Origin of the sequence: Stenotrophomonas sp. NY11291 (assembly GCF_023277365.1) — a bacterium.
Taxonomy (GTDB): domain Bacteria; phylum Pseudomonadota; class Gammaproteobacteria; order Xanthomonadales; family Xanthomonadaceae; genus Stenotrophomonas; species Stenotrophomonas geniculata.
In genome coordinates this window covers 4346555-4365698 of sequence record NZ_CP096975.1, presented here as the reverse complement: position 1 = coordinate 4365698, position 19144 = coordinate 4346555, and the positions used below count along the sequence as shown (strand labels likewise).

At 65.5% G+C, this 19144-nt stretch carries 15 protein-coding genes; 7 read left to right on the top strand and 8 right to left on the bottom strand.

All coding sequences use genetic code 11. The features are described 5' to 3' along the window. Positions 1 to 3 precede the first annotated feature (3 nt). Together M1L61_RS20285 and M1L61_RS20280 are read right to left on the bottom strand one after the other, a co-directional pair. Entirely contained in the window at positions 4 to 396 is a 393-nt protein-coding gene (locus M1L61_RS20285) for a DoxX family protein (protein ID WP_010481248.1), read from the bottom strand. A gap of 130 nt (positions 397 to 526) precedes the next feature. Then, on the bottom strand, positions 527 to 1195 hold the full coding sequence (locus tag M1L61_RS20280; RefSeq protein ID WP_248854005.1) for a glutathione S-transferase family protein: 669 nt from the start codon (positions 1193 to 1195) through the stop codon (positions 527 to 529). 127 nt (positions 1196 to 1322) lie between these two features. On the opposite strand from M1L61_RS20280, the gene M1L61_RS20275 reads away from it, so the two are divergent. Next, the gene (locus M1L61_RS20275) at positions 1323 to 1739 is read left to right on the top strand and encodes a hypothetical protein (protein ID WP_019336342.1); all 417 of its coding nucleotides are present in this window, start codon (positions 1323 to 1325) and stop codon (positions 1737 to 1739) included. 7 nt (positions 1740 to 1746) lie between these two features. On the opposite strand, the gene M1L61_RS20270 is transcribed toward M1L61_RS20275, so the two are convergent. Next, entirely contained in the window at positions 1747 to 2550 is an 804-nt protein-coding gene (locus M1L61_RS20270) for a helix-turn-helix transcriptional regulator (protein WP_125437646.1), read from the bottom strand. Between the two features lie 7 nt (positions 2551 to 2557). On the opposite strand from M1L61_RS20270, the gene M1L61_RS20265 reads away from it, so the two are divergent. Further along, positions 2558 to 3508, top strand: a complete 951-nt coding sequence (locus tag M1L61_RS20265) for a DMT family transporter (protein ID WP_193390868.1) — start codon at positions 2558 to 2560, stop codon at positions 3506 to 3508. 8 nt (positions 3509 to 3516) lie between these two features. On the opposite strand, the gene M1L61_RS20260 is transcribed toward M1L61_RS20265, so the two are convergent. Together M1L61_RS20260 and M1L61_RS20255 are read right to left on the bottom strand one after the other, a co-directional pair. Then, complete coding sequence (locus M1L61_RS20260) at positions 3517 to 4545, bottom strand: hypothetical protein (RefSeq protein ID WP_049453022.1); 1029 nt, start codon at positions 4543 to 4545, stop codon at positions 3517 to 3519. Between the two features lie 258 nt (positions 4546 to 4803). Further along, the gene (locus tag M1L61_RS20255) at positions 4804 to 7638 is read right to left on the bottom strand and encodes a TonB-dependent receptor (RefSeq protein WP_171954613.1); all 2835 of its coding nucleotides are present in this window, start codon (positions 7636 to 7638) and stop codon (positions 4804 to 4806) included. A gap of 554 nt (positions 7639 to 8192) precedes the next feature. On the opposite strand from M1L61_RS20255, the gene M1L61_RS20250 reads away from it, so the two are divergent. Continuing rightward, a complete protein-coding gene (locus tag M1L61_RS20250) occupies positions 8193 to 8645 on the top strand; it encodes a PA2169 family four-helix-bundle protein (RefSeq protein WP_010481259.1) in 453 nt (150 codons plus the stop codon). 85 nt (positions 8646 to 8730) lie between these two features. On the opposite strand, the gene M1L61_RS20245 is transcribed toward M1L61_RS20250, so the two are convergent. Continuing rightward, the gene (locus M1L61_RS20245; protein ID WP_248854004.1) at positions 8731 to 10221 is read right to left on the bottom strand and encodes an MFS transporter; all 1491 of its coding nucleotides are present in this window, start codon (positions 10219 to 10221) and stop codon (positions 8731 to 8733) included. A gap of 106 nt (positions 10222 to 10327) precedes the next feature. On the opposite strand from M1L61_RS20245, the gene M1L61_RS20240 reads away from it, so the two are divergent. Continuing rightward, on the top strand, positions 10328 to 11233 hold the full coding sequence (locus M1L61_RS20240) for a LysR substrate-binding domain-containing protein (protein ID WP_241883653.1): 906 nt from the start codon (positions 10328 to 10330) through the stop codon (positions 11231 to 11233). A gap of 198 nt (positions 11234 to 11431) precedes the next feature. Then, positions 11432 to 12619 (top strand): CmlA/FloR family chloramphenicol efflux MFS transporter, encoded by a 1188-nt coding sequence (cml, locus tag M1L61_RS20235; RefSeq protein ID WP_010481262.1) that lies wholly within the window; start codon positions 11432 to 11434, stop codon positions 12617 to 12619. 66 nt (positions 12620 to 12685) lie between these two features. Here cml and M1L61_RS20230 read toward each other — a convergent pair whose 3' ends face one another. Then, on the bottom strand, positions 12686 to 16042 hold the full coding sequence (locus M1L61_RS20230; RefSeq protein ID WP_126560050.1) for an autotransporter domain-containing protein: 3357 nt from the start codon (positions 16040 to 16042) through the stop codon (positions 12686 to 12688). A 513-nt stretch (positions 16043 to 16555) separates the two neighbouring features. Here M1L61_RS20230 and M1L61_RS20225 point away from each other — a divergent pair. Then, complete coding sequence (locus M1L61_RS20225; RefSeq protein WP_010481265.1) at positions 16556 to 16906, top strand: VOC family protein; 351 nt, start codon at positions 16556 to 16558, stop codon at positions 16904 to 16906. A 15-nt stretch (positions 16907 to 16921) separates the two neighbouring features. Here M1L61_RS20225 and M1L61_RS20220 read toward each other — a convergent pair whose 3' ends face one another. Next, a complete protein-coding gene (locus M1L61_RS20220) occupies positions 16922 to 17542 on the bottom strand; it encodes a TetR/AcrR family transcriptional regulator (protein WP_029379742.1) in 621 nt (206 codons plus the stop codon). A gap of 126 nt (positions 17543 to 17668) precedes the next feature. Here M1L61_RS20220 and M1L61_RS20215 point away from each other — a divergent pair, with 126 nt between their 5' ends. Further along, positions 17669 to 19141 carry an MFS transporter gene (locus M1L61_RS20215; RefSeq protein ID WP_248854003.1) on the top strand — a complete coding sequence of 491 codons (1473 nt, stop codon included), beginning with the start codon at positions 17669 to 17671 and terminating at the stop codon, positions 19139 to 19141. Positions 19142 to 19144 lie beyond the last annotated feature (3 nt).

Here is a 19144-nt window from a genome sequence, read left to right as displayed (position 1 = left end):
TACCTATGCGCCGCGTCCCCGGCCGTCGATGCTGTAGCGCCCGGCTCCAGTGCAGGCCAGCAACAGGAAGCCACCGGCCAGGCCCAGATTCTTCAGGAACATGATCTGCTGGGTCTGGTCGCCGAAGTTGTGGTGGAAGATGAAGGCGGTGACCAGGCTGAAGCCCACCAGGACGATCGATACCAGCCGGGTCTGGAAGCCGAGCAGGATGCACAGGCCGCTGCCGATCTCGAAGGCGATGGTCGGCCACAGCAGGACGCCGGGCACTCCCATTGCTTCCATGTAGCCCTGGGTACCACTGAGGTCGCCAAGCTTGCCCAGGCCGGAGACGAGGAACAGTGCCATCAGCAGGATGCGCGCAAGCAGGAAAGCAAGCGAGTGCGAGGAAGTGCTCACAGTGAAGTCCTTGAGGGTGTCCGACCCCCGCGATCGGAGCCCACAGGCAGTGAAGCCCGTGTATACACGACACGGCTGCCTTCCGGTTTCCCGCGCGGCCGGGGACCTTCGAATGCCGAAGGAGGCTGCCTCAGTCATCCTTTGGTGATGGCGCGTCTGTGCTTTGCCGGAACACCTGCAGCTGCGCGGCAAACGCACGCTGGTAGGCGGGGCGTTGCGTTGCACGGCCCACATAGGCAGCCACCTTCGGGTATTCGTCGAGGAGGCCGCTGCTCTTCAGGCGCAGCAGCACCGAGACCATCATCAGGTCGCCCACGCTGAAGTCGCCATCCAGCCACGCCACCGTGCCCAACCACGCAGACAGCTGCGAGAGACGCATCCGCACGCGCTCGTCCAGCATCACCAGCCGCTGTGAATACCAAGGTAGTTCGCGTTCCAGCACCCAGGCCATCGAGCGTTCGACGATGGGCGGTTCCACCGTGTTCAACGCAGCGAATACCCACATGATCGCGCGCATGCGTGCGTCCGGATCAGCGGGGAGCAGGCCGGCATGCTGTTCGGCCAGGTGCAGGACGATTGCGCCGGATTCGAACAGGACCTGGTCGCCGTCCTGCCAGGTGGGGATCTGCCCGAAGGGGGTGCGCGCCAGGTGGACGGGCTGCTTCAGCTCGGCAAAGCTGAGCAGCTGCATGTCATAGGGCACGGCCAGTTCCTCCAGCGCCCAGCGTACGCGCATGTCACGGGCCAGGCCCTGGCCGCGGTCGGGAGAGGTGGCGAAGGCGGTGAGGATCGGGCACATCGGGGCACTCCTGCAGGCTGAAAGACCCGCCTTTCCTTCTCCGACGAACGATGGGGCGGGAAATCGACACCCTTCCCGGGGCGCCGGGCGATACACTGCCCGCCACCCATCAATCCTGTGCCTCCTCATGTGGCAGCGCCGCACCTCCCTGGCCGAACTGCAGCGGCAACGCGATGTGCTGCAGGCTGAGATGGATGCGGACGCCCAGCGACGGGTCTCACGGCTTCCGCCGGATGATCTCGTGGCAGCGCTGATGCCGCAGGCGCACCGGCTCCAGGAGCTCAATCAGCTGATCCTGCGGGCTACACCGCCGCGTGAACTGATGAAGCGCCTGAAGGCGCTTGAGCGACAGCTGCTCGAACCCGGTGCACAGAGCGCAGGCGTGCGGAAGGAGCTGGAAGATGAACTGCGCGATCTGCACCTGTACTTCAGCAATCCGCGCCGTCGCCCCTTGACGGCGAAGGTCCTGCTGATCCTGTTGGCCAGCGTTCTGGCCGCCTTGTTCCTGCCGGGGCTGCTTGTGGACCTGCTGGTCGCTCTCTAGGCCGCGCTCACCCCGCCCGATGCAGCTTCCTGTACTGATCCGGCGTGCACTGCGCGTGCCGCTTGAACATCTCGGCGAAGGCGCTGACGCCGGAATAGCCCAGCTCTTCGGCGATCCGGCTGATCGGCCGGCGTGTACACAGCGCCTCGGTGGCGCGCACGAACTTCACCCGCCCACGCCAGTCGCCCAGCGACATGCCCAGTTCACTGCGTGCCAGGCGCTCCAGCTTGCGCACGCTCATGTGGTGCCGCCGCGCGATCTCGGCAACCGATTCGGTCGCCGACAGGTGTTTCTCCATGTACGCCATCACCTGCTTCAAGGTATCGCTGCTGGCGATCGGCAGGAAACTGGGCAGCACAGCGGCATTGACGATCTGGTCGATCACCACGGCGGCCATGCGCCGCTGGACCGGTGTCTGCGGATCGGTCACGCCCTGTCGTGCCAGTTCATGCAGCAGTTCGCGCAGCAGCGGGCTGACTTCCAGCGCACTGCAACGCGTGGGCAGCCGGCGTGAAAGCGCCGCCGACAGATAGGCCGAGCGGTAGGCCAGCTGCGAGCGGTTGCGTGAATAGTGCGCCATTCCTGCTGGAATCCAGATCGCGTAGTGCGGCGGCGACACCATCCACTCGCCGTCGATCTTCATCTCCATCACCCCCTGCGCGACGAAGTTGAACTGACCCCACGGATGGCTGTGCGTGCCCCAGTCCGTGGGCTCCATCGCGCCCTGCCGGAAGTAGATCGGGCCGGGCAGCTGGCGGAAGGTGGGGATCGGCTCCATCGATTGCCGCAAGCCGGGGTCGGGGTGGCGCATTTTCGGGATGTCCTCAATATACGCCAAGCGTACGCTGGCCATTCCCCCACGTACACCTGCACGCGTGAACTATCTCTTCCCGATCTTCGCCTGCCTGCTGTGGGGCGCGAACACCATCGTGACCAAGCTTGCTTCGGGCTCGGTCGGTCCCATCGATATCGGCTTCTTCCGCTGGCTGGTCGCGGCGGTGGTCCTGCTGCCATTCGCGCTGCCGCGGCTGCGCGGCAATCTGCCGACCGTGCGCGCCAACCTCGGGCGCTTCCTGGTGCTGGGCTGCCTGGGTGGGGTGATGTACCAGTGCCTGGCCTACCATGCGGCGCACTTCACCTCGGCCACCAACATGGGGGTGATCCAGGCGCTGATTCCGTTGATCGCGCTGGCGCTGTCACGCGTGTTCATGGGCCATCCGGTGCGTGGTACTTCCATTCTTGGCGCGGTGATCTCCACCGCCGGCGTGGTGGCGGTGGTATCGCAGGGCGACCTGGCACGGTTGGCGGCGCAGGGCCTGAACCGCGGAGACGCGATCATGCTGATCGGCGCATTGGCCTTCGCCGCCTACAACGTGCTGATGCAGCGCTGGAAGATTCCGCTGTCGGTGCTGGAGTCGCTGTTCCTGCAGGCCACGGCGGCCTCGCTGATCCTGCTGCCACTGCAGTTGCTGGTCGGTACCGGGGTGAGCAATCTGACCGCCGTTGGTTGCATCGGCTTCGCGGCGGTCTGTGCCTCGATCCTGGCGCCGCTGACCTGGATGACCGGACTTTCACGTCTGGGCGCTGCGCGCGTCTCTGGCTTCTTCAACCTGGTGCCGATCGTGACCGCCGCGCTGGCCGTGCTGCTGCTGGGCGAATCGCTCAGTGGCTGGGTACTGGGCGGTGGCCTGCTGGCGGTGTCCGGCGTGGTATTCGCCGAGTACAGCGCCAGGCGCGCTGCTGCGGTGCCGAGCGAGCAGCCCGCCTAGGGCTTCGGTCATGCGGGGTATGTGTTCCCGCTCAGCGCCTGTTCCACCCGCTGTTCCAGCGCGTCTGCATCATGGCCGCGTTTGCCCTGCAGGCTGAGATACAGCGAAAGCGGGTCAACCACATCGCCGATGCTGGTGAATGCCGGCGGATAGGCCCAGATTTGCAGCCGTGCGCTCTGGACGCAGTCCGGGCCGGGCATGGGAAGTGCACCCAGCAACCGCCACGCATCGATGTGCAGCGCGCGGGTGCCGCCGATCGCGGGCGGTGACGTGTCAGCAAGCGCATCGAGGCCCGCCGTCGGCGCCGGGTGCCCGGCATCGCGGAGCGCCTCGGCGGTCGGGCCCCAGCAGACATCCACTTCCTTCAGGATGGGGGAACGCAGGAACGGCTGCGCCCTGGCCCAGACCTCGTCGCGGTTGCCGGCCAGCTTCAGGAAGCGCTCGCGGCCACCGGTGGAGCGTTCAACCAGGCCGCGACCAACCAGTTCGGCAGACAGGCGCGACGCCGTCATCGAGGTGTAGCCGGCGGCAGCACTGATCTCGCGCGGCGACCACCAGCGCGACTGGCCGCTCAGCAGCACGTGGATCAGCACGGCCTGCGCCGAAGGCAGCAGCGAGATGGCCTTCTTCTCATGATCAGGGTCGTCGCGGAACTCAATGGCCAGGCTGGGCGCGAACAACTGGGTGTGCGGGACGACGAAGTCGATGTGGTTCTCGACCAGGAAGCGGCGCTGGGTCGGCGTGAGATAGGGCGAGACGTACAGCACCAGTGCATTCGCAGCAGAGCGCAGGCAGCGTACATCCTGGATCACACGTGTGCTGGATTCGCCGGGCTCGCGGGCCACGGCGAGCATGGCGGGGGTTTCCCCGTACAGCATCAGTCCGGCGAGGTGGTAGCGCGATGCCATTGCGTGGGGAATGGCGTGCAATGAAGCAAGTGGATGCACTGCCGAGGCCAGCCCGGGGAGAATCCTGCGCAGGTACCGCTGCGCGTCAGCGACCAGGTCGGTCAGGCCGGTGCGAACTGCCGTCGTCATCTCGTACTTCCCTGGCGGCGGCGCGTCCGGAGGGTCGGAACCCGGCCACATCGCCACACTCAGTGGTGAACCTGGAGACGGGTGTGCAGCGTCGGGGCGCGTGGCGATCCATGCGGTCCTGCTCCTTAGCCGTCATGACATCAAGTGTTGCCGGGAACCTTGGAGATTCCGTCGAAAAACGATGGAGATTGGGTGGAGGTGGTGTGCATCGTGGCCGGCGGACTCCCCTTCCGCCGGCCACGAGCACGGACATGCCCGTCAGAAGCGCTGGGAGTACTTCACGTACACGGTGCGGCCGATATCGAAGCCGCCGTAGTAGGGGAAGGAGCTGGACGGCTTGGAGAACATGATCGGGCCCTGGTGGTTGAACACGTTGTTCGAACCCAGCGCCACGGTACCGTCCCACGGCAGCTTGTAGCTGACCTGGATGTCATGGAAGGCATTGGAGCCCACCTTGCGCAGGGCATCCGGTTCTCCGTAGGCGTAGCGATCGGGCAGCGAGCACGGTCGGTTCGGCACGCAGCTTTCGGCCATGCCGGAGTAGTAGCGCACCGTGTACTGCGTGCTGAAGTTGCCAAGCTGCCAGTTCACACCCAGGTTCGAGCGCAGGCGGAAGATGCCCGGCCGGCCGATCCGGCCCATCATGATGGTGTCGCCGGCCGAGTTCTGGTTCTCCTCGTCGTACTTGGAGACATAGCTGTTCTGCAGGTCGATGGTGAAGCGGCCGAACGAGAACTCGGGCAGGCGGTAGTGGATGCCCAAGTCCCAGCCTTCGGTTTCCATCGAGCCCAGGTTGGCCAGGCCGTAGAACATGCTGGTGATGTGGCCATCGCCAGCGCGCTTGATGCTGCCACAGCGCGAGGAATTGCCCAGCACGTAGCAGTCACGCAGGATGCGGTCGACGCTGTCCTCGATGATCATGTTGGTGATCTTGTAGCTGTACCAGTCGAGGTTGATGTCCAGGCCATCGACCCAGCGCGGGCTCCAGACCACGCCCACGGTCTTGCTCTTGGACTCTTCCGGTCGCAGCTTCGCGTTGGAGCCGGTGGTGAATTCGTCGGGCGTGGCACACGGATAGCTGGCACAGGGCTTCAGGCTCTGGTTCAGCTGCTGGTAGCCCAGCGGGACGCCGGCAGCGTTGCAGGCAGCGTTGCCGTTGACGCTGTTGGTGGCGCCGGTGCCGCAGGGATCGACATAGGTTTCGAAGCTGGTCCCCATTCCACCATACAGGTCGGAGATGCTCGGTGCGCGGAAGCCTTCGGCGAAGGTGCCGCGGATCATCAATTCCTCGATCGGGCGCCAGGCGAAGCTGGCCTTGGAATTGGTGGTATTGCCGAAATTGCTGTAGTCGGAATAGCGCGTGGCCAGGTTCACGGTCAGTTCCTTGGCGAACGGCAGGTCACGCAGCACCGGCACGTTCACTTCGGCGAAGAACTCATTGAGGCTGTACTCACCCGAGGTGGTGGACGCGCCCAGCGCCGTGCTCTGGCGCGACTGGGCAAAGGCGTCGGGCACGAAGCGGCCTTCTTCCTTGCGGTATTGGTAACCCAGAGCGACGGACAGGTCACCGGCAGGCAGTTCGATCACTGGCCCGGAGATATTGGCGAAATAGCTGCGGGTCTTGGTGATGCCGGTATCGTTGAACGTCGGGAACAAGAAGCGCTGCAGTTCGGGATCGGAGAGAGAGCCAGCCCCCGCGACACCGTATGGCAGCAAAGGATTCCAGGCCAGGCAGCCCGTGACCGGCGATGCCGCCGTGCCACACCGGGCCACACCGTTGGCATCGAGGTAGGAGGGCCCCAATGCCTGCCGGGAAGCGATCAGGCTCATGTCGCCACGGCCTGTTTTTGTGACTTCATTGCGGTTGAACAGCGCACCGACTTCCCAGTCGTACGTCTTGGCGCCCAGTTCGAAGTAGCCGGACAGGCTTGGTGCAATGCGCAGCGACTTCAGCTTGCTTTCGGTCGTGCGCGGCACTTCCCACAGGCGGCGATTGAACGCGATGCCGTGGTCGAGCGGATTGAATACGCTGGCTGCGTCCAGGGGCGTGCCGAACTTGGTCGACTGGTACGGGTAGCCCGCGATCTGCTGGTCGGTGGTGCGCTCGTTGTAGCCGATGTCGGCGGCGAACTTGATCTGGTCGCTCAGCGCGTAGTCCGTGCTGAGGAACAGCGAGCGACGCTCGATGCCGGTCTGCAGGTGCATCTGGTCGTTGCCGTTGGCGAACTCGGCCGGCGTGATCGGGTGGTATTCGTTCGGATTCTTCGGGTCGCCGCCACGGTTGAGCGTCTTGAACACCGCGTCACCGGTGTTGCACTTGTAGAGCGCCGGGTCGCACCACGAACCGTTCTGGCTGATGTTGCTCCAGTCCGCGCCCGGGTAATTGGGGCCGGCGCCGCCGTACCGGGAGAACTCGCGGTCGCGGGCAAATACCGGATCCGACTTCTGGTATTCCAGTGCGAGGGTGTATCCGCCACGTTCTCCACGGGCGCCGGTCACCAGCGAGAACGTGCTGTCCTTGCCATCGCCCTGGCTGAACTGCCCGTGCTGCATGGACACTTCCAGCCCTTCGTAGTTCTTGCGGGTGATGATGTTGACCACGCCAGCGATCGCATCCGAACCGTACAGCGAGGAGGCGCCGTCCTTCAGGACATCGATGCGTTCCACCGCGCTCATCGGAATCTGGCTGAGATCCTGCAGGCCGCTGGTGGTCGCACCGAGGCGCTTGCCATTGACCAGCACCAGCGTGCGCGTGGCGCCCAGATTACGGATGTCGACGTAGTAGCCGCCGACATTTTCACCAGACGACAATGCGCGTGCGCGGGAGATCGCCGGCGCGCCCGTGGACGTCAGGTTCTGCAGCAGGTCGGCGATCGTGGTGAAGCCCTGCTGCTCGATCATCGTGCGGGTGATGGCGATGATCGGCTGCTGCGTTTCGATATCCACACTGCGGATGGCAGAGCCGGTAACCTGGATGCGATCGAGGTTCTTCGGCGTCTTGTCGCCGTCATCCTGCGCATGCGCGGCCGGTGACCAGGCGGCGGCCAGGGCCGTGCCCACTGCCAGGGAAAGCAGGGTGTACTTGTAATGCATTTGGCTCTCTCCAAATCCAGTTGAATGGGTTTCCGCATAGCTGCGTGGAAACCGATCTGAAACTCCGCTGTGCGGAATCGGAAGGAACCTAACATTCCGTTTACAACTCGATTACGTTATGGACGCGTTATCGTCGCGCGCTGGATACAGCGTTCATGCACAAGCCATGCACGAAACCGCGACGCGCACCGGGGGTGCCCTGCTTCAGTCTGGCTGCGGGCCGATGACAGAATCCAGGAGACATCCGATGAATACCCCCGGTAAACCAAAACCCACGTGGAAGCAGTGGCATGTGCTGTTGCTGGTGCTTGCCATCGCACTGCTGGTGGCGCTGATCATCGTCATCGCGCCCTGGTGAATCGTGGGCGTTCTGCTCAGATGCCGTGAACGCGGAAATGCGATGGGATGAAGGAGTCAGGACGCGTTGAGGGTGGTGATGCATGCATCAATTCGTACTCACCCAACCGGCACATTCAAACCTCCACAGTGATCCCGAAGGCAACGCACTCGCGCTGTCATTCTCCATAGACCATCGAGCACACAGGAGCGATTCCATGAGCACCCAGTCCACCATCGAACATCGCCTCAACGACCTGATCGAGATTGCCCGGGACGGAAAGTCGTTCTACGAAGAAGCTGCGACCAAGGTGAAGGATGCCGAACTGTCGGCCCTGTTCACCCGCATTGCCGGCGTCAAGGGCCGCATCGTCGCCGCGTTGAGCAGTTCGGTCGCCGCCAGCGGCGGCAAGCCCGCCGAGCACGGCACCATGGTCGGGTCGATGCAGCAGTTCTACGGCAAGGTGCGCGCTGCATTCGGCGACACCAACTATGGTTACGTGGCCGAGCTGGAAGAGTCGGAAGACCGGCTGCTTGGCGCGTTCAAGGACGTGCTGAAGGACAACGAACTGCCGCCGGCCGTGCGCCAGGAAGTCACCCAGCTGCTGCCCGAAGTGCAGGAATGCCACAACGTGATGCGGGCGCGCAAGCACGCCATGAAGGCGGCCTGACGATCATCGGCGGCCTTCTCCCCGGGGCCGCCACGGTCGGGGCAGCGTGGCTGCCCCGGCCAACTTCGTAATCCGCGCTCCAGCGTCATCGCTGTGCGGGACTACGGCCCAGCAGCAACACCGCAAGGCTGGCCAGCAGCGCGGCAATGGCCGACGTCCACAGTGCACTGGCAAATCCGTGGCTGTAGATCGCCTGTGCGAAGGCCATGTTGCGCGCACTGGTGAAGGTGCCGGTAGCGATCGCATCGGCCATCGACAGTACCTCGCGCGCGGGAACCACAGCCGACAGTGCGTTGCGGATGCCCAGGCTCAAGGCGCTGGACAGCACGGTGAATCCGAGCAGGATGCCGACAAAGCGCGTGGTCGCGCTGATGCCGGAGGCCATGCCGGCCCGCTCGCGCGGTGCCGCGCCGATGATGGCTTTGGATGTCTCGCCATTGAGGATGCCGCCGCCGGCACCGATCACCACCATTGCGACGAATGCCAGCCAGGGCAGATGCTGCCACGCGGCCAGTCCGGCCACGGCATTGCCCGCGGCAGTGATCGACAGCCCGATCGCCAGCACCGCCGGACTGTTCAGATGGCGACCGAGCCGGCGGCCCACGCTGGGAAACAGCAGCATCGCCGCAGCGAACGGGAGCATGCCGGCACCCGCAGCCAGTACGCCCAGGCCGATGCCGTTCTGCAGGTACTGCGGCAGCATCGACGCCATCACCTGTGCGCTGACCGAATAGCCGACCATGGCAATGAGTGCGCCGATGAAACGTGGACTGGCCAGCAGCCCGAGATCGACCATGGGATGTGACCGTGCCCGCTCAACGATGACGAAGGCGGCGGCCATGATGATGGCCAGGCCCAGCCCGCTCAGCGCCGGCGCCGATGACCATCCTTTTGCCAGTCCTTCGACCAGGAAGAACACGATGCCGAAGATGGCAACGCTGAAGGTGATGATGCCGGGCGGGTCGAGCGGGCGGACCGCGCTGTCGGACGACTCGGGTATCCAGCGCAGCGTGCCGTAGCCGAGCAGGCCCAGGAACGGCAGGATCGCAATGAACACCGCGCGCCAGCCCCAGAGCGCGGACAGCAGGCCGCCGATCAGTGGCGAGAGCACCATCATCACGCCCATGGCTGTGCCCCAGAACGCCCATGCAGTGTCTTTGGCGGCCCCCTGGTGGTAGGTGTGGCCGATGATCGACAGCGAGGGCGCCAGCAGGAAAGCAGCACCGATGCCCTGCAGTGCCCGCGCCAGGTAGAGCAGGGTGGCACCGGGCGCCAGTGCACAGAGCAGAGAAGTGAGGGCGAACAGGCTGATGCCGATCAGCAGCACCCGGCGGCGGCCGTAGCGGTCGGCGACAGCACCGGCGGGCAGCAGCAGTGAGGTGAAGGACAGGATGTAGGCACTGATCACCCACTCGATATCGGCGAATCCGGCGTGCAGGTCGCGCGCGATGCTGGGCAGTGCGACCGCTACGGCATTGGTCTCCAGCACGGTCATCGTGCAGCCCAGCGAGGCCACCAGCAGGATCGCGTCAGGCAGCCTGTGCCGTGCAGGCGAAGAGGGAGGGGAGGGCGGCACCGGTCACCCGCACGAAGGGAGGACCGCCATTCCAGCAATGATCGGTGTTTGTTTCATTCTCGGTGTTTTCTGGTTACGTTAGCTTGAACCTAACGAAATGCCGCCCATGGAACGCCGTCACCTGGAGTACTTCGTCACCTTGGCCGAGGAACTGCACTTCGGTCGCGCGGCCCTGCGGCTGGGGATCGCCACTCCCACGCTGAGCGTGCAGGTCCAGGACATCGAGCGTCGCCTCGGCACGCGCCTGTTCGACCGCGGCCGGCGCGAAGTGCTGCTGACCTCCGCAGGCGAGGTGTTCCTGGCGGAAGCCCGCGATGTGCTGCGCCGATTCGAACAGGCCGAAACCCTGGGCCGGCGCGCCGGGCGGGGTGAGATCGGCAAGATCGAGATCGGCTACGTCGGCTCGGCGCTGTATGCCGGTGCGTTGCAGGATCAGCTCAGCCGGTTCCGCAGCCGCTACCCGGGCGTGGAACTGCAGGTGAGCGAATGGCCGATGGGCGAGCTCCCGCAGCTGCTGCAGGAAGGCCGGGTGGATGTGGTGTTCTGCCGGCCTCCGATGGATGTACCCGACAGTTTCGGCGAACACACCCTGGTCGAAGACCAGTTCTGCGTGGCCCTGCCGGAAACCCATCCGCTGGCGCAGGCCCGCGCGCCGGTACAGCCGGCGTCATTGGCCCGGGAAAGCTTCGTCATGCCGGAGCAGCCGGTGGGCGCAATGGAAGTCGGGCGCCGCGGCGGGTTCATTCCACGTATCCGTTCCCAGCCCGGGCATCTGGCGGCGGTGTTGGCCGAGGTGTCGGTCGGCGTTGGTTCGGTGGCGATCGTGCCATCGGTACTGCAACGCACGCTGGTGCTGCCCGGAATGATCTATCTGCCACTGGCCGGCCCCACCATCGTCTCGACCATCGCTGTGCAGTACCGGCGGGCGGAGACCTCGCCTGTGGTGCGACGGCTGATCGAGCAGGTGAAGGAGACGCCGTGCCGGCGCATCGACATGTTGCCCCTGGCCTGAGCGCCGCGCGGCAGGTGGACGATTGCTACACTTGCGCCACCTGCATTCGCATTCGATGGACATCATGAACAACGGGAACGGTCCGCAGACAGTTCGCTGAGCCGCAACAACGATGCAGACGTTGTTGCGGTGATCATCCCTGCGATGCACGCGAAGTGGATGGATCACCGCCGGATTCACTCTGGGCGGAGACTCCCCATGTTCAATCGACAGGCCCCGCGTTGGGCCCACCCGTTGCCATCGGCCATTGTGCTGATGGCGCCGTTCGACCTCCTGGCCTCGCTGGCCATGGATATCTATCTTCCTGTGGTGCCGGTGATGCCGCGGGCACTGCAGACATCACCGACGGTGGTGCAGCTGACGTTGAGCATCTACCTGCTGGTGCTCGGCCTGGGCCAGTTGCTGTTCGGCCCGTTGTCCGACCGCATCGGGCGGCGGCCGGTCCTGTTGCTGGGGGCGTTGCTGTTCGCGCTTTCGTCGTTTGCGCTGGCCATGTCCAGCAGCGGCGCAGCATTCCTGGCCTGGCGAACCGTACAGGCGGTGGGGGCGTCGGCGGCATTGGTGGCGACCTTTGCCACCGTCCGTGACGTGTATGCCGATACGCCCGAAGGTGCGTCGCTGTATGGGCTGTTCGCCTCGATGCTGGCCTTCGTGCCGGCGCTGGGGCCGATCTTCGGCGCACTGCTGGCAGGCGCGGTTGGCTGGCGCGCGATCTTCGTTCTGCTCGGCGCACTGGGCATGATCGCCGGCATGCGCGCGGTACGGCATTGGCAGGAAACCCGCCCGCGGTGCCATGACGCGTCGCGACCGGCGGTACGACGCATCCTCGGCAGCGGCGCGTTCTGGGTCTACACGCTGGGCTTCAGTGCGGGCATGGGCACGTTCTTCGTGTTCTTCTCGGTCGCGCCCCGGCTGCTGGTCGGGCGCATGCAGTACTCGCCCCTGTCGTTCAGCCTTGCCTTCGCCACGGTGGCGCTGGTGATGATCGTCACGGCGCGGATGGCGCACGTGTGCATTGCCCGCTGGAACGTGCGCGGTACCTTCCTGCGCGGCCTGTGGGTGATGGTGGCCGGGGTGCTGCTGATGGCGTTGGCCGCAGCGTGGCCTCCCTCGTTCATCGCGGTGGTGCTGCCCATGTGGGGCATCGCGGTGGGGCTGGTGATGGTGGTTTCGGTGGCCGCAAGCGGCGCGCTGCGTGATTTCGCCGATGCGTCGGGTACGGCGGTGGCTCTGTACTACGCGGTGCAGAGCCTGATCGTGGCAGGCATCGGCACGCTGGTTACCCTGGTGCTGCCCGGCGATACCGTGTGGCCGCTGGTGGCCTACGGGTTGCTGCTGCCACTTGCCAGCCTGGCAGGTACCGCCGCGCTGCGGCACCGCACATAGCGCTGGATGGCGGGCAAAAAAAGGGGCGGCCGCGAGGCCGCCCCAACCCGTCAAGAGAACACGTGTTTAGAAGCGGACGGACCAGCGTGCAGTGGCGCCATGGTCGCGGCTTTCACTGCCGAACTGACCGCTGTAGCCCAGCTCCAGCTGCTGCCGCGGGGTCAGCCACGCCGCCAGGCCCAGCTCGGCCACGACGGCGTTGTCGGCAATCGGAGCACCCTCGACCGCGAACGTGGTGCTGCTGTTGGCAAAGGCGAGGTTGGCCACCTGGCTGCGGTCGCCGGAGGCACGGCGGTAGCCGACACCGCCACGCAGGTGCAACCAGCTGTCCTGCTGGAACGATGCCTTCAGACCCTTGTCGAAGCGGAGACCAGCGGTGGCGATGGTGGTGCCGGTGTCGTCCACCTTGCCGTGCAGTGCCGCCGCGCCGCCACGCTCGTTGATCTGCTTCAGGTCCACTTCCACGCGGGCGACCTGCAGGTACGGCTCCAGCCCACCTTCCGCATTGCCGAAACGGTAGCCCGCTTCGATGAAGGCCTGGCGTGTATGTGCGTTGTAGCGCGCGCTCAGGCTGTCGCTGAAGCCTGCGAAGGCAACATCACGCGTGCTCTTCACTTCATTGCGGCTCCATGCCACGCCACCGCGCAGGCCGAACCCGCCCCAGGTGTGGCTGGCGTAGGCGCCGAAGTGCGTGTTGTCGATCTTCGACTTGGCACGACGCTCCTGCTGCTTCACGTCGGTGCGGCCGGTACCGGCCAGCACGCCGATCTGCCAGCCACCGAACTCGCGGTCGATGCCGACCAGCAGGCCATTGCTGTTGGCGTCAGTGCGCGCGGTGTTGCTGTTGCCATCCAGCTTGCTGTTGCCGCCCAGCGCCTGCACCCAGGCACCGGTGGCATCACCCGTATCGGATCCCGGTGCGGCTGCACCGGCACGGCGTGACAGTGCGGCATCGCGCACATGGCGGCTGCCCTCGACCAGGGCCAGTGCCGTGGCCGGATGCAGCTCGCCGCTGAGGCCATCGAGCACGCCACCGACCTGTTGCGGGAACAGTTGGGTCAGCGGCTTGGGCAGGCCCTGGTTGATTGCCAGTCCATCGGCCGCCGCCGCGGCCGCACGCTGGTTCGGCGTGGCGGCGGCACTGGCGAGCGACGCACCACGGGCCACGTCGATGCGGGTGCCATTGGCACCGTAAGCCAGGCTGAACTGCAGGAACGGCGAGAACGCGCTGAAGTCGGTCTTCGCGAACTGGCCGCTGACACCGCCGTCGGCGCGGATGAAATTGAACTGCTCGCCGAGGTAGTAGGTACCCGGCTCCGGCAGTGCGATCAGGGTGCCGCCGAGGGTGGCGGTGCCGGTCACGTGCAGCTGGTCACTGCGCCCGCCCGGAGCAAGTTCGGCAGCATAGACGCCGGTTGCACCCTGTACGTAGTTGCCGTTGATGGTCAGCGTGCCGATCGAATTGCCGGGCGCGATGATGCCGTCGACGTGGGTGCTGCCGAGCGTACCGACACCCTTCAGCAGGCCGTTGGCACCGACCGTGGTGGTGCCGCCGGTCTGCGTGCCGTTGAAGGACACCACGCCACCGTTGACGGTCAGGTTGCTGTCCTTCAGCAGGCCGCTGCTGCTGACCGTGCTCACGCCCCCGGTGGTGTTCAGCGCGGTGGAGACCAGGCTGCCATTGAGCAGGAACTGGCCACCCTGGACCTCGACCGCAGACGTGAGCGTGTTGGCGCCATTCAATTCCAGCGTACCGTCCTGCAGTACCGCGCCGTTGAAAGTGTTGTCACCGCTCAGGCGCAGCCAGCCGATGCCGGACTTGGTCAGCTTGCCGGGGCCACCGATGTCGTTGGTCCAGTCGTCCCAGGCATCGCCTTCCCAGACCTTCAGGCCACCGGCCTTCTGGTTCATCACCACGTTGGTATCCACGCGCAGCGAGCCGTAGCCTTCGATGGCCTTGCGCAGGTCGACCATGCCCCAGCCGTAGATCGGATCGATGCCTGCTGCACCCAGGTCGCGTGCGGTGGTCAGCAACACGTCGCGGACCTGGGCGTTGTCCAGATAGGGGAAGCGCTCCATCAGCAGGCCGAGCGCACCGGTGATGTGTGGCGCCGCCATCGACGTGCCCGTCTTGGTGCCATAGACGTACTGGGTGTTCTCGCTGTCGATGATCAGGCGGACATAGGCGGAAGTGTTCTCGACGCGACCCTGGATATCACCGGACACAATGGTGCTCAGGATGTCGGTGCCGGGTGCCGAGATGCACCAGTTGGCGGCAACGCCGCAGATGCTGGAACTGCCATCGATCACGTAGTCGGTTTCGCCCGCAGCAGCGTTGGGCCGGCGGACGTTGGCCACGGCCAGCCAGTACGGTTCAAGTTCCGGCTTCCAGCGCGGCATGGCGGCCGTGATTCCGGCGACGGCGCCACTGCCGTTACCAGCCGACCACACCTGGATGAGGGTGGAGGAGGGGGCATCGCCATCGTTGGCGTAGATGCTGCCATACACGCCGTAGCCGTCACCGATCGCTGCATACTGTGCATCCAGCGCGGCAGCAGTCATGTTGCGGGTAGAGATACCCCAGCTGTGGTTGATGGCGCGCACGCCCTGCGCCTGGATCTGCGCATACATATCCAAGGTAGCGGTGTCATCGGGATCGGTGCGATATAGCGCGCGCGGACGATAGAAGTTGTCCGGATCCAGGCGCCACTCATAGTAGGTATCACCAAACACACGGGCTGCGGTCAGGTTCGAACCGAATGCTACGCCATGCATGCCTTTGCCATCGCGGTTGGCACCGATGGTACCCAACACGTGGGTGCCGTGGTCGGCGTAGCTGAAGCCATAGGGCTGGCCTGCCGCGATCAGGCGTGCGGCCAGTGCGGCGGGAACGCCGGGGCCAAGGCCGTAGTAGTTGTAGCCTGGCTGCTCGCCACGGGTTTGTTCGCAGGCACCGGTACCGGCCACCACGCCTGGCGTGGCGCAGTCCGCGCCGATGGTGATGCTGGACGTATTGCGCCCCGCAAATTCCTGATGGGCCAGTGCCGAGCCCGAATCGAACAGGGCAAGACGTACGCCCTGGCCGGTCAGTCCACGTGCATAGGCGTAATCGGCCCCCATCGCACCCAGCCCCCAGTCAGCGTTGAATTCATCGCTGCGCCAACTGGCTGCATCGCCGGGGTTGCCGAGCACGGACGTGTTGGCCGCCGCTGGCGTGGTGGCCGTCGGTGCTGCGGACGCGCCGACGCCTGGTTGCGCCCAGGCCGCCTGCAACTGGCGCTGTTGTTGCCAGACCTCGAATGAGTCGTTGGCCATGGCGGGCAACGTGCTGGCAAGCAGCAATGTGCTGGTGACCGCCAGTGCGAGGCGGCTGTGCATCGGAGAACGGGAGCGGGACGAACGGCCGTGCAGCGGGTGATTCATCGGACAACTTCCTTGATTGACGGACAACAAGGCCGTTAACCCCGCAGCGCGCCGATCACCCCCAGTGGTGTGAAGAAAATTTAATGAACAGGTTAATGTTTCGTGACGCGCGTGTTCACTCCATCTCCGGGAAACCCCGCTACCGTGGCCCGGCCTGGGCTCACCAGGCTTATCAAGGAGTGATGTCGATGCGTACTTTCAGGAAAATGATCGTAGGTGCCGTGTTCGCCTTGGCCTGCAGCGGTTCGGTTGCTGTGGCCGGGCCGATTCCGCCATGCGATCTTCCCTGTTGGAAGGCTTACCAGGCCTGTTTGTCCGGTGGCGGTGATGCGATGGAATGCCAGTACGAATACGATCGTTGCGTCATGGATCGCTGCGGCGCTGTGTAAGCAGTGGCAATGCAGGACTGATGACGAGCCCCGTCACCGACGGGGCTCTTCTGTTTCAGCGCAGCCCGCTTGCAGGCCATGCACGCAGCGGCGAGGATGGGGAATCGCATCGGAGCCGCTGCACATGGCCGTCAAACGTGTCGTCGCCAACATCGCCACGCCTGATCCTGCGCGTGCCGCAGTGTTCTATGGCGAGCTGCTGGGCATGCCGGTAGTGATGGACCACGGCTGGATCGTCACCCACGGCGGCGAGGGCAGCGCGCTGGCGCAGGTCAGCTTTGCCAGTGAAGGGGGTTCCGGCACCGCAGTGCCGGATCTGTCGATCGAAGTGGACAATCTGCAGCAGGTACTGGAGCGCATGCGCGCGGCCGGCATCCCGCTCGAATATGGCCCGGCCGATGAGCCCTGGGGCGTGCGTCGCTTCTTCGTCCGTGACCCGTTCGGGCGGTTGTTGAACATCCTCGCCCATACCTGAGCGACAGACGGTTCGTCAGCGCCGCTTGGCACCGGCCGGTGGCACGCCGACCATGCGCAGGCAATCGGCCTGCACGGCTTCGATGAACGCATCGGCATCCTGTGCCGGTGTGGCGATCAGGTCGTCGGTAGCGCCGTGCACGCCGGCGTAGATCAACGAGGCGGTAACCTGCGGCGCCGGTAGCTGCCACAGACCGGCGGCGTTGCCCGCTTCGAGGATGCCCAGCAGTTGCTGCTGGATTGCGTTGCGTTCGGCGTTGCCGCGCTGATGATGGTGATGGTTGGCGTACACCACATCGTGCAGTGCATGGGTGCGCACGTAAAGTTCGATGTTGGCGCGGATCCAGGCGCGCAGGCGTGCTACGCCATCGCCTACGGGGTGCTGCTGCACGGCCTGGTCGACCGCTTCCATGAACTGCCGCGTGTAGCGTTGTGCCAGCGCCTGCAGGATCTCGGTGCGCGAGGCGAAGTAGGTATAGAAGGTGCCCTTGGCCACATCAGCCGCGGCGACGATGTCGCTGATGGTGGTGGCGTCCACTCCCTTTGACAGGAACAGTGCCTGCGCGGCGTCCATCAGTTCTTCCTGGCGGGTTTCCGCAGGCTTGGTGCGAGGCCTGGCGACAGCTGGGGTCTGCATGGTGGGCAAGGTCCGGGTGCGACGGTGGCCATTCTAGCTGTCCTTCGGCATTGACTGACCGTCGGTCATTGACCGACGGTCAGTCAGTGGCTACGATGCGCGCACGTCCTCCCCCGGGATCCACACATGCAGCGTTTCCAACGTCCGGCCCTGGTGTTGGCCGCCTACCTCGGCACATTCCTCGCCTCGCTGGACATCAGCATCGTCAACGTCGCCCTGCCGACCCTGCAGCAGGCGTTGCACACCGACATGGCCGGCCTGCAATGGGTGATCAACGCCTACGCGATCGCGTTGTCGGCGTTGATGCTGTCGGCGGGGCCGCTTGGGGATCGTTACGGTCATCGGCGGATGTGGCTGCTCAGCGTCGCCACCTTCACGCTGGGGTCCCTGCTGTGCGCTTGTGCCGGCAATCTTGGAACCCTGGTGGCCGGGCGCGCAGTGCAGGGCATCGCGGGCGCATTGTTGATTCCCGCCGCAATGCCGATCCTCAGCCATGCGTTTCCCGATGCGCGCCAACGTGCACGTGCGATCGGTGGCTGGTCCGCGTTCAGTGCGCTGGCCCTGGTGCTTGGCCCGCTGCTGGGCGGCGTGCTGGTGCAGCGCGCCGGATGGCCCAGCATCTTCCTGATCAACCTGCCGTTGGGCCTGCTCGCGCTGGCGCTGGGCGTCTGGGGAATTCCGGAGCGGCGGCATCCGCAGCACGCCGCACTGGACCCCGCCGGGCAGCTGCTCAGCATCGTCGCGCTGGGTGCGCTGAGCTATGGCCTGATCGCGATCGGCGAGCACGGCCTGCTGGCGCCGGTGACCCTGCTGGCGCTGGGCGTCGCAGCCGCCGGACTGATCCTGTTCGGCATCGTTGAACGCCGGGTTGTACGCCCATTGCTGCCGCTGGACCTGTTTGCCGACCGCCGCTTCGGCATGTTCAACCTGGCATCGTTCGTGCTGGGCTTCACTGCCTATGCCAGCCTGTTCTTCCTGTCGCTGTTCTTCCAGCAGGCGCAGGGCTACAGCGCTGCGCAGGCCGGCTCCCAGCTGGCTCCGCAGTTCCTGTTGATGGGGGTCGTCTCGCTGTTGTTCGGTCGTCTGGTCGCCCACCTCGGGCTGCATGCCGCGCTGGTGCTGGGCTACGCCCTGGCCGGGATAGCGCTGTGCGCGATGGCCACGTTCGAACCGGCTACGTCGCGTGCTTTTGCCAGCGCTGTGCTGGTGCTGCTTGGCATTGGCATGGGGCTGGCAGTGCCGGCGACCGGCATGGCGGTCATGGCCAGCGCGCCGGTCGAGCGCGCGGGTATCGCCTCAGCCACGATGAACGCGTTACGCCAGGCAGGCATGAGCCTGGGCATCGCGCTGCTGGGCAGCTTGATGGGCCAGCGCGCCGTGCAGCACTTCGCCGTTTCCGCGCAGGCGGCCGGGCAGCGGGGGCTGGTGGCACAGGCGCGCGAACTCATCCTGCAACCAAGCTCGATGCACGCCACGCCGCAGACACTGGCGTGGTATCGCAGTGCGATGACCAGTGGTTTCGGCTGGGCGATGGCTGTGGCCGGTGCGCTGGTCCTGCTTGCTGCGCTGGGTCTGTATCGCCAGCGCGCACCGGCCTGACGC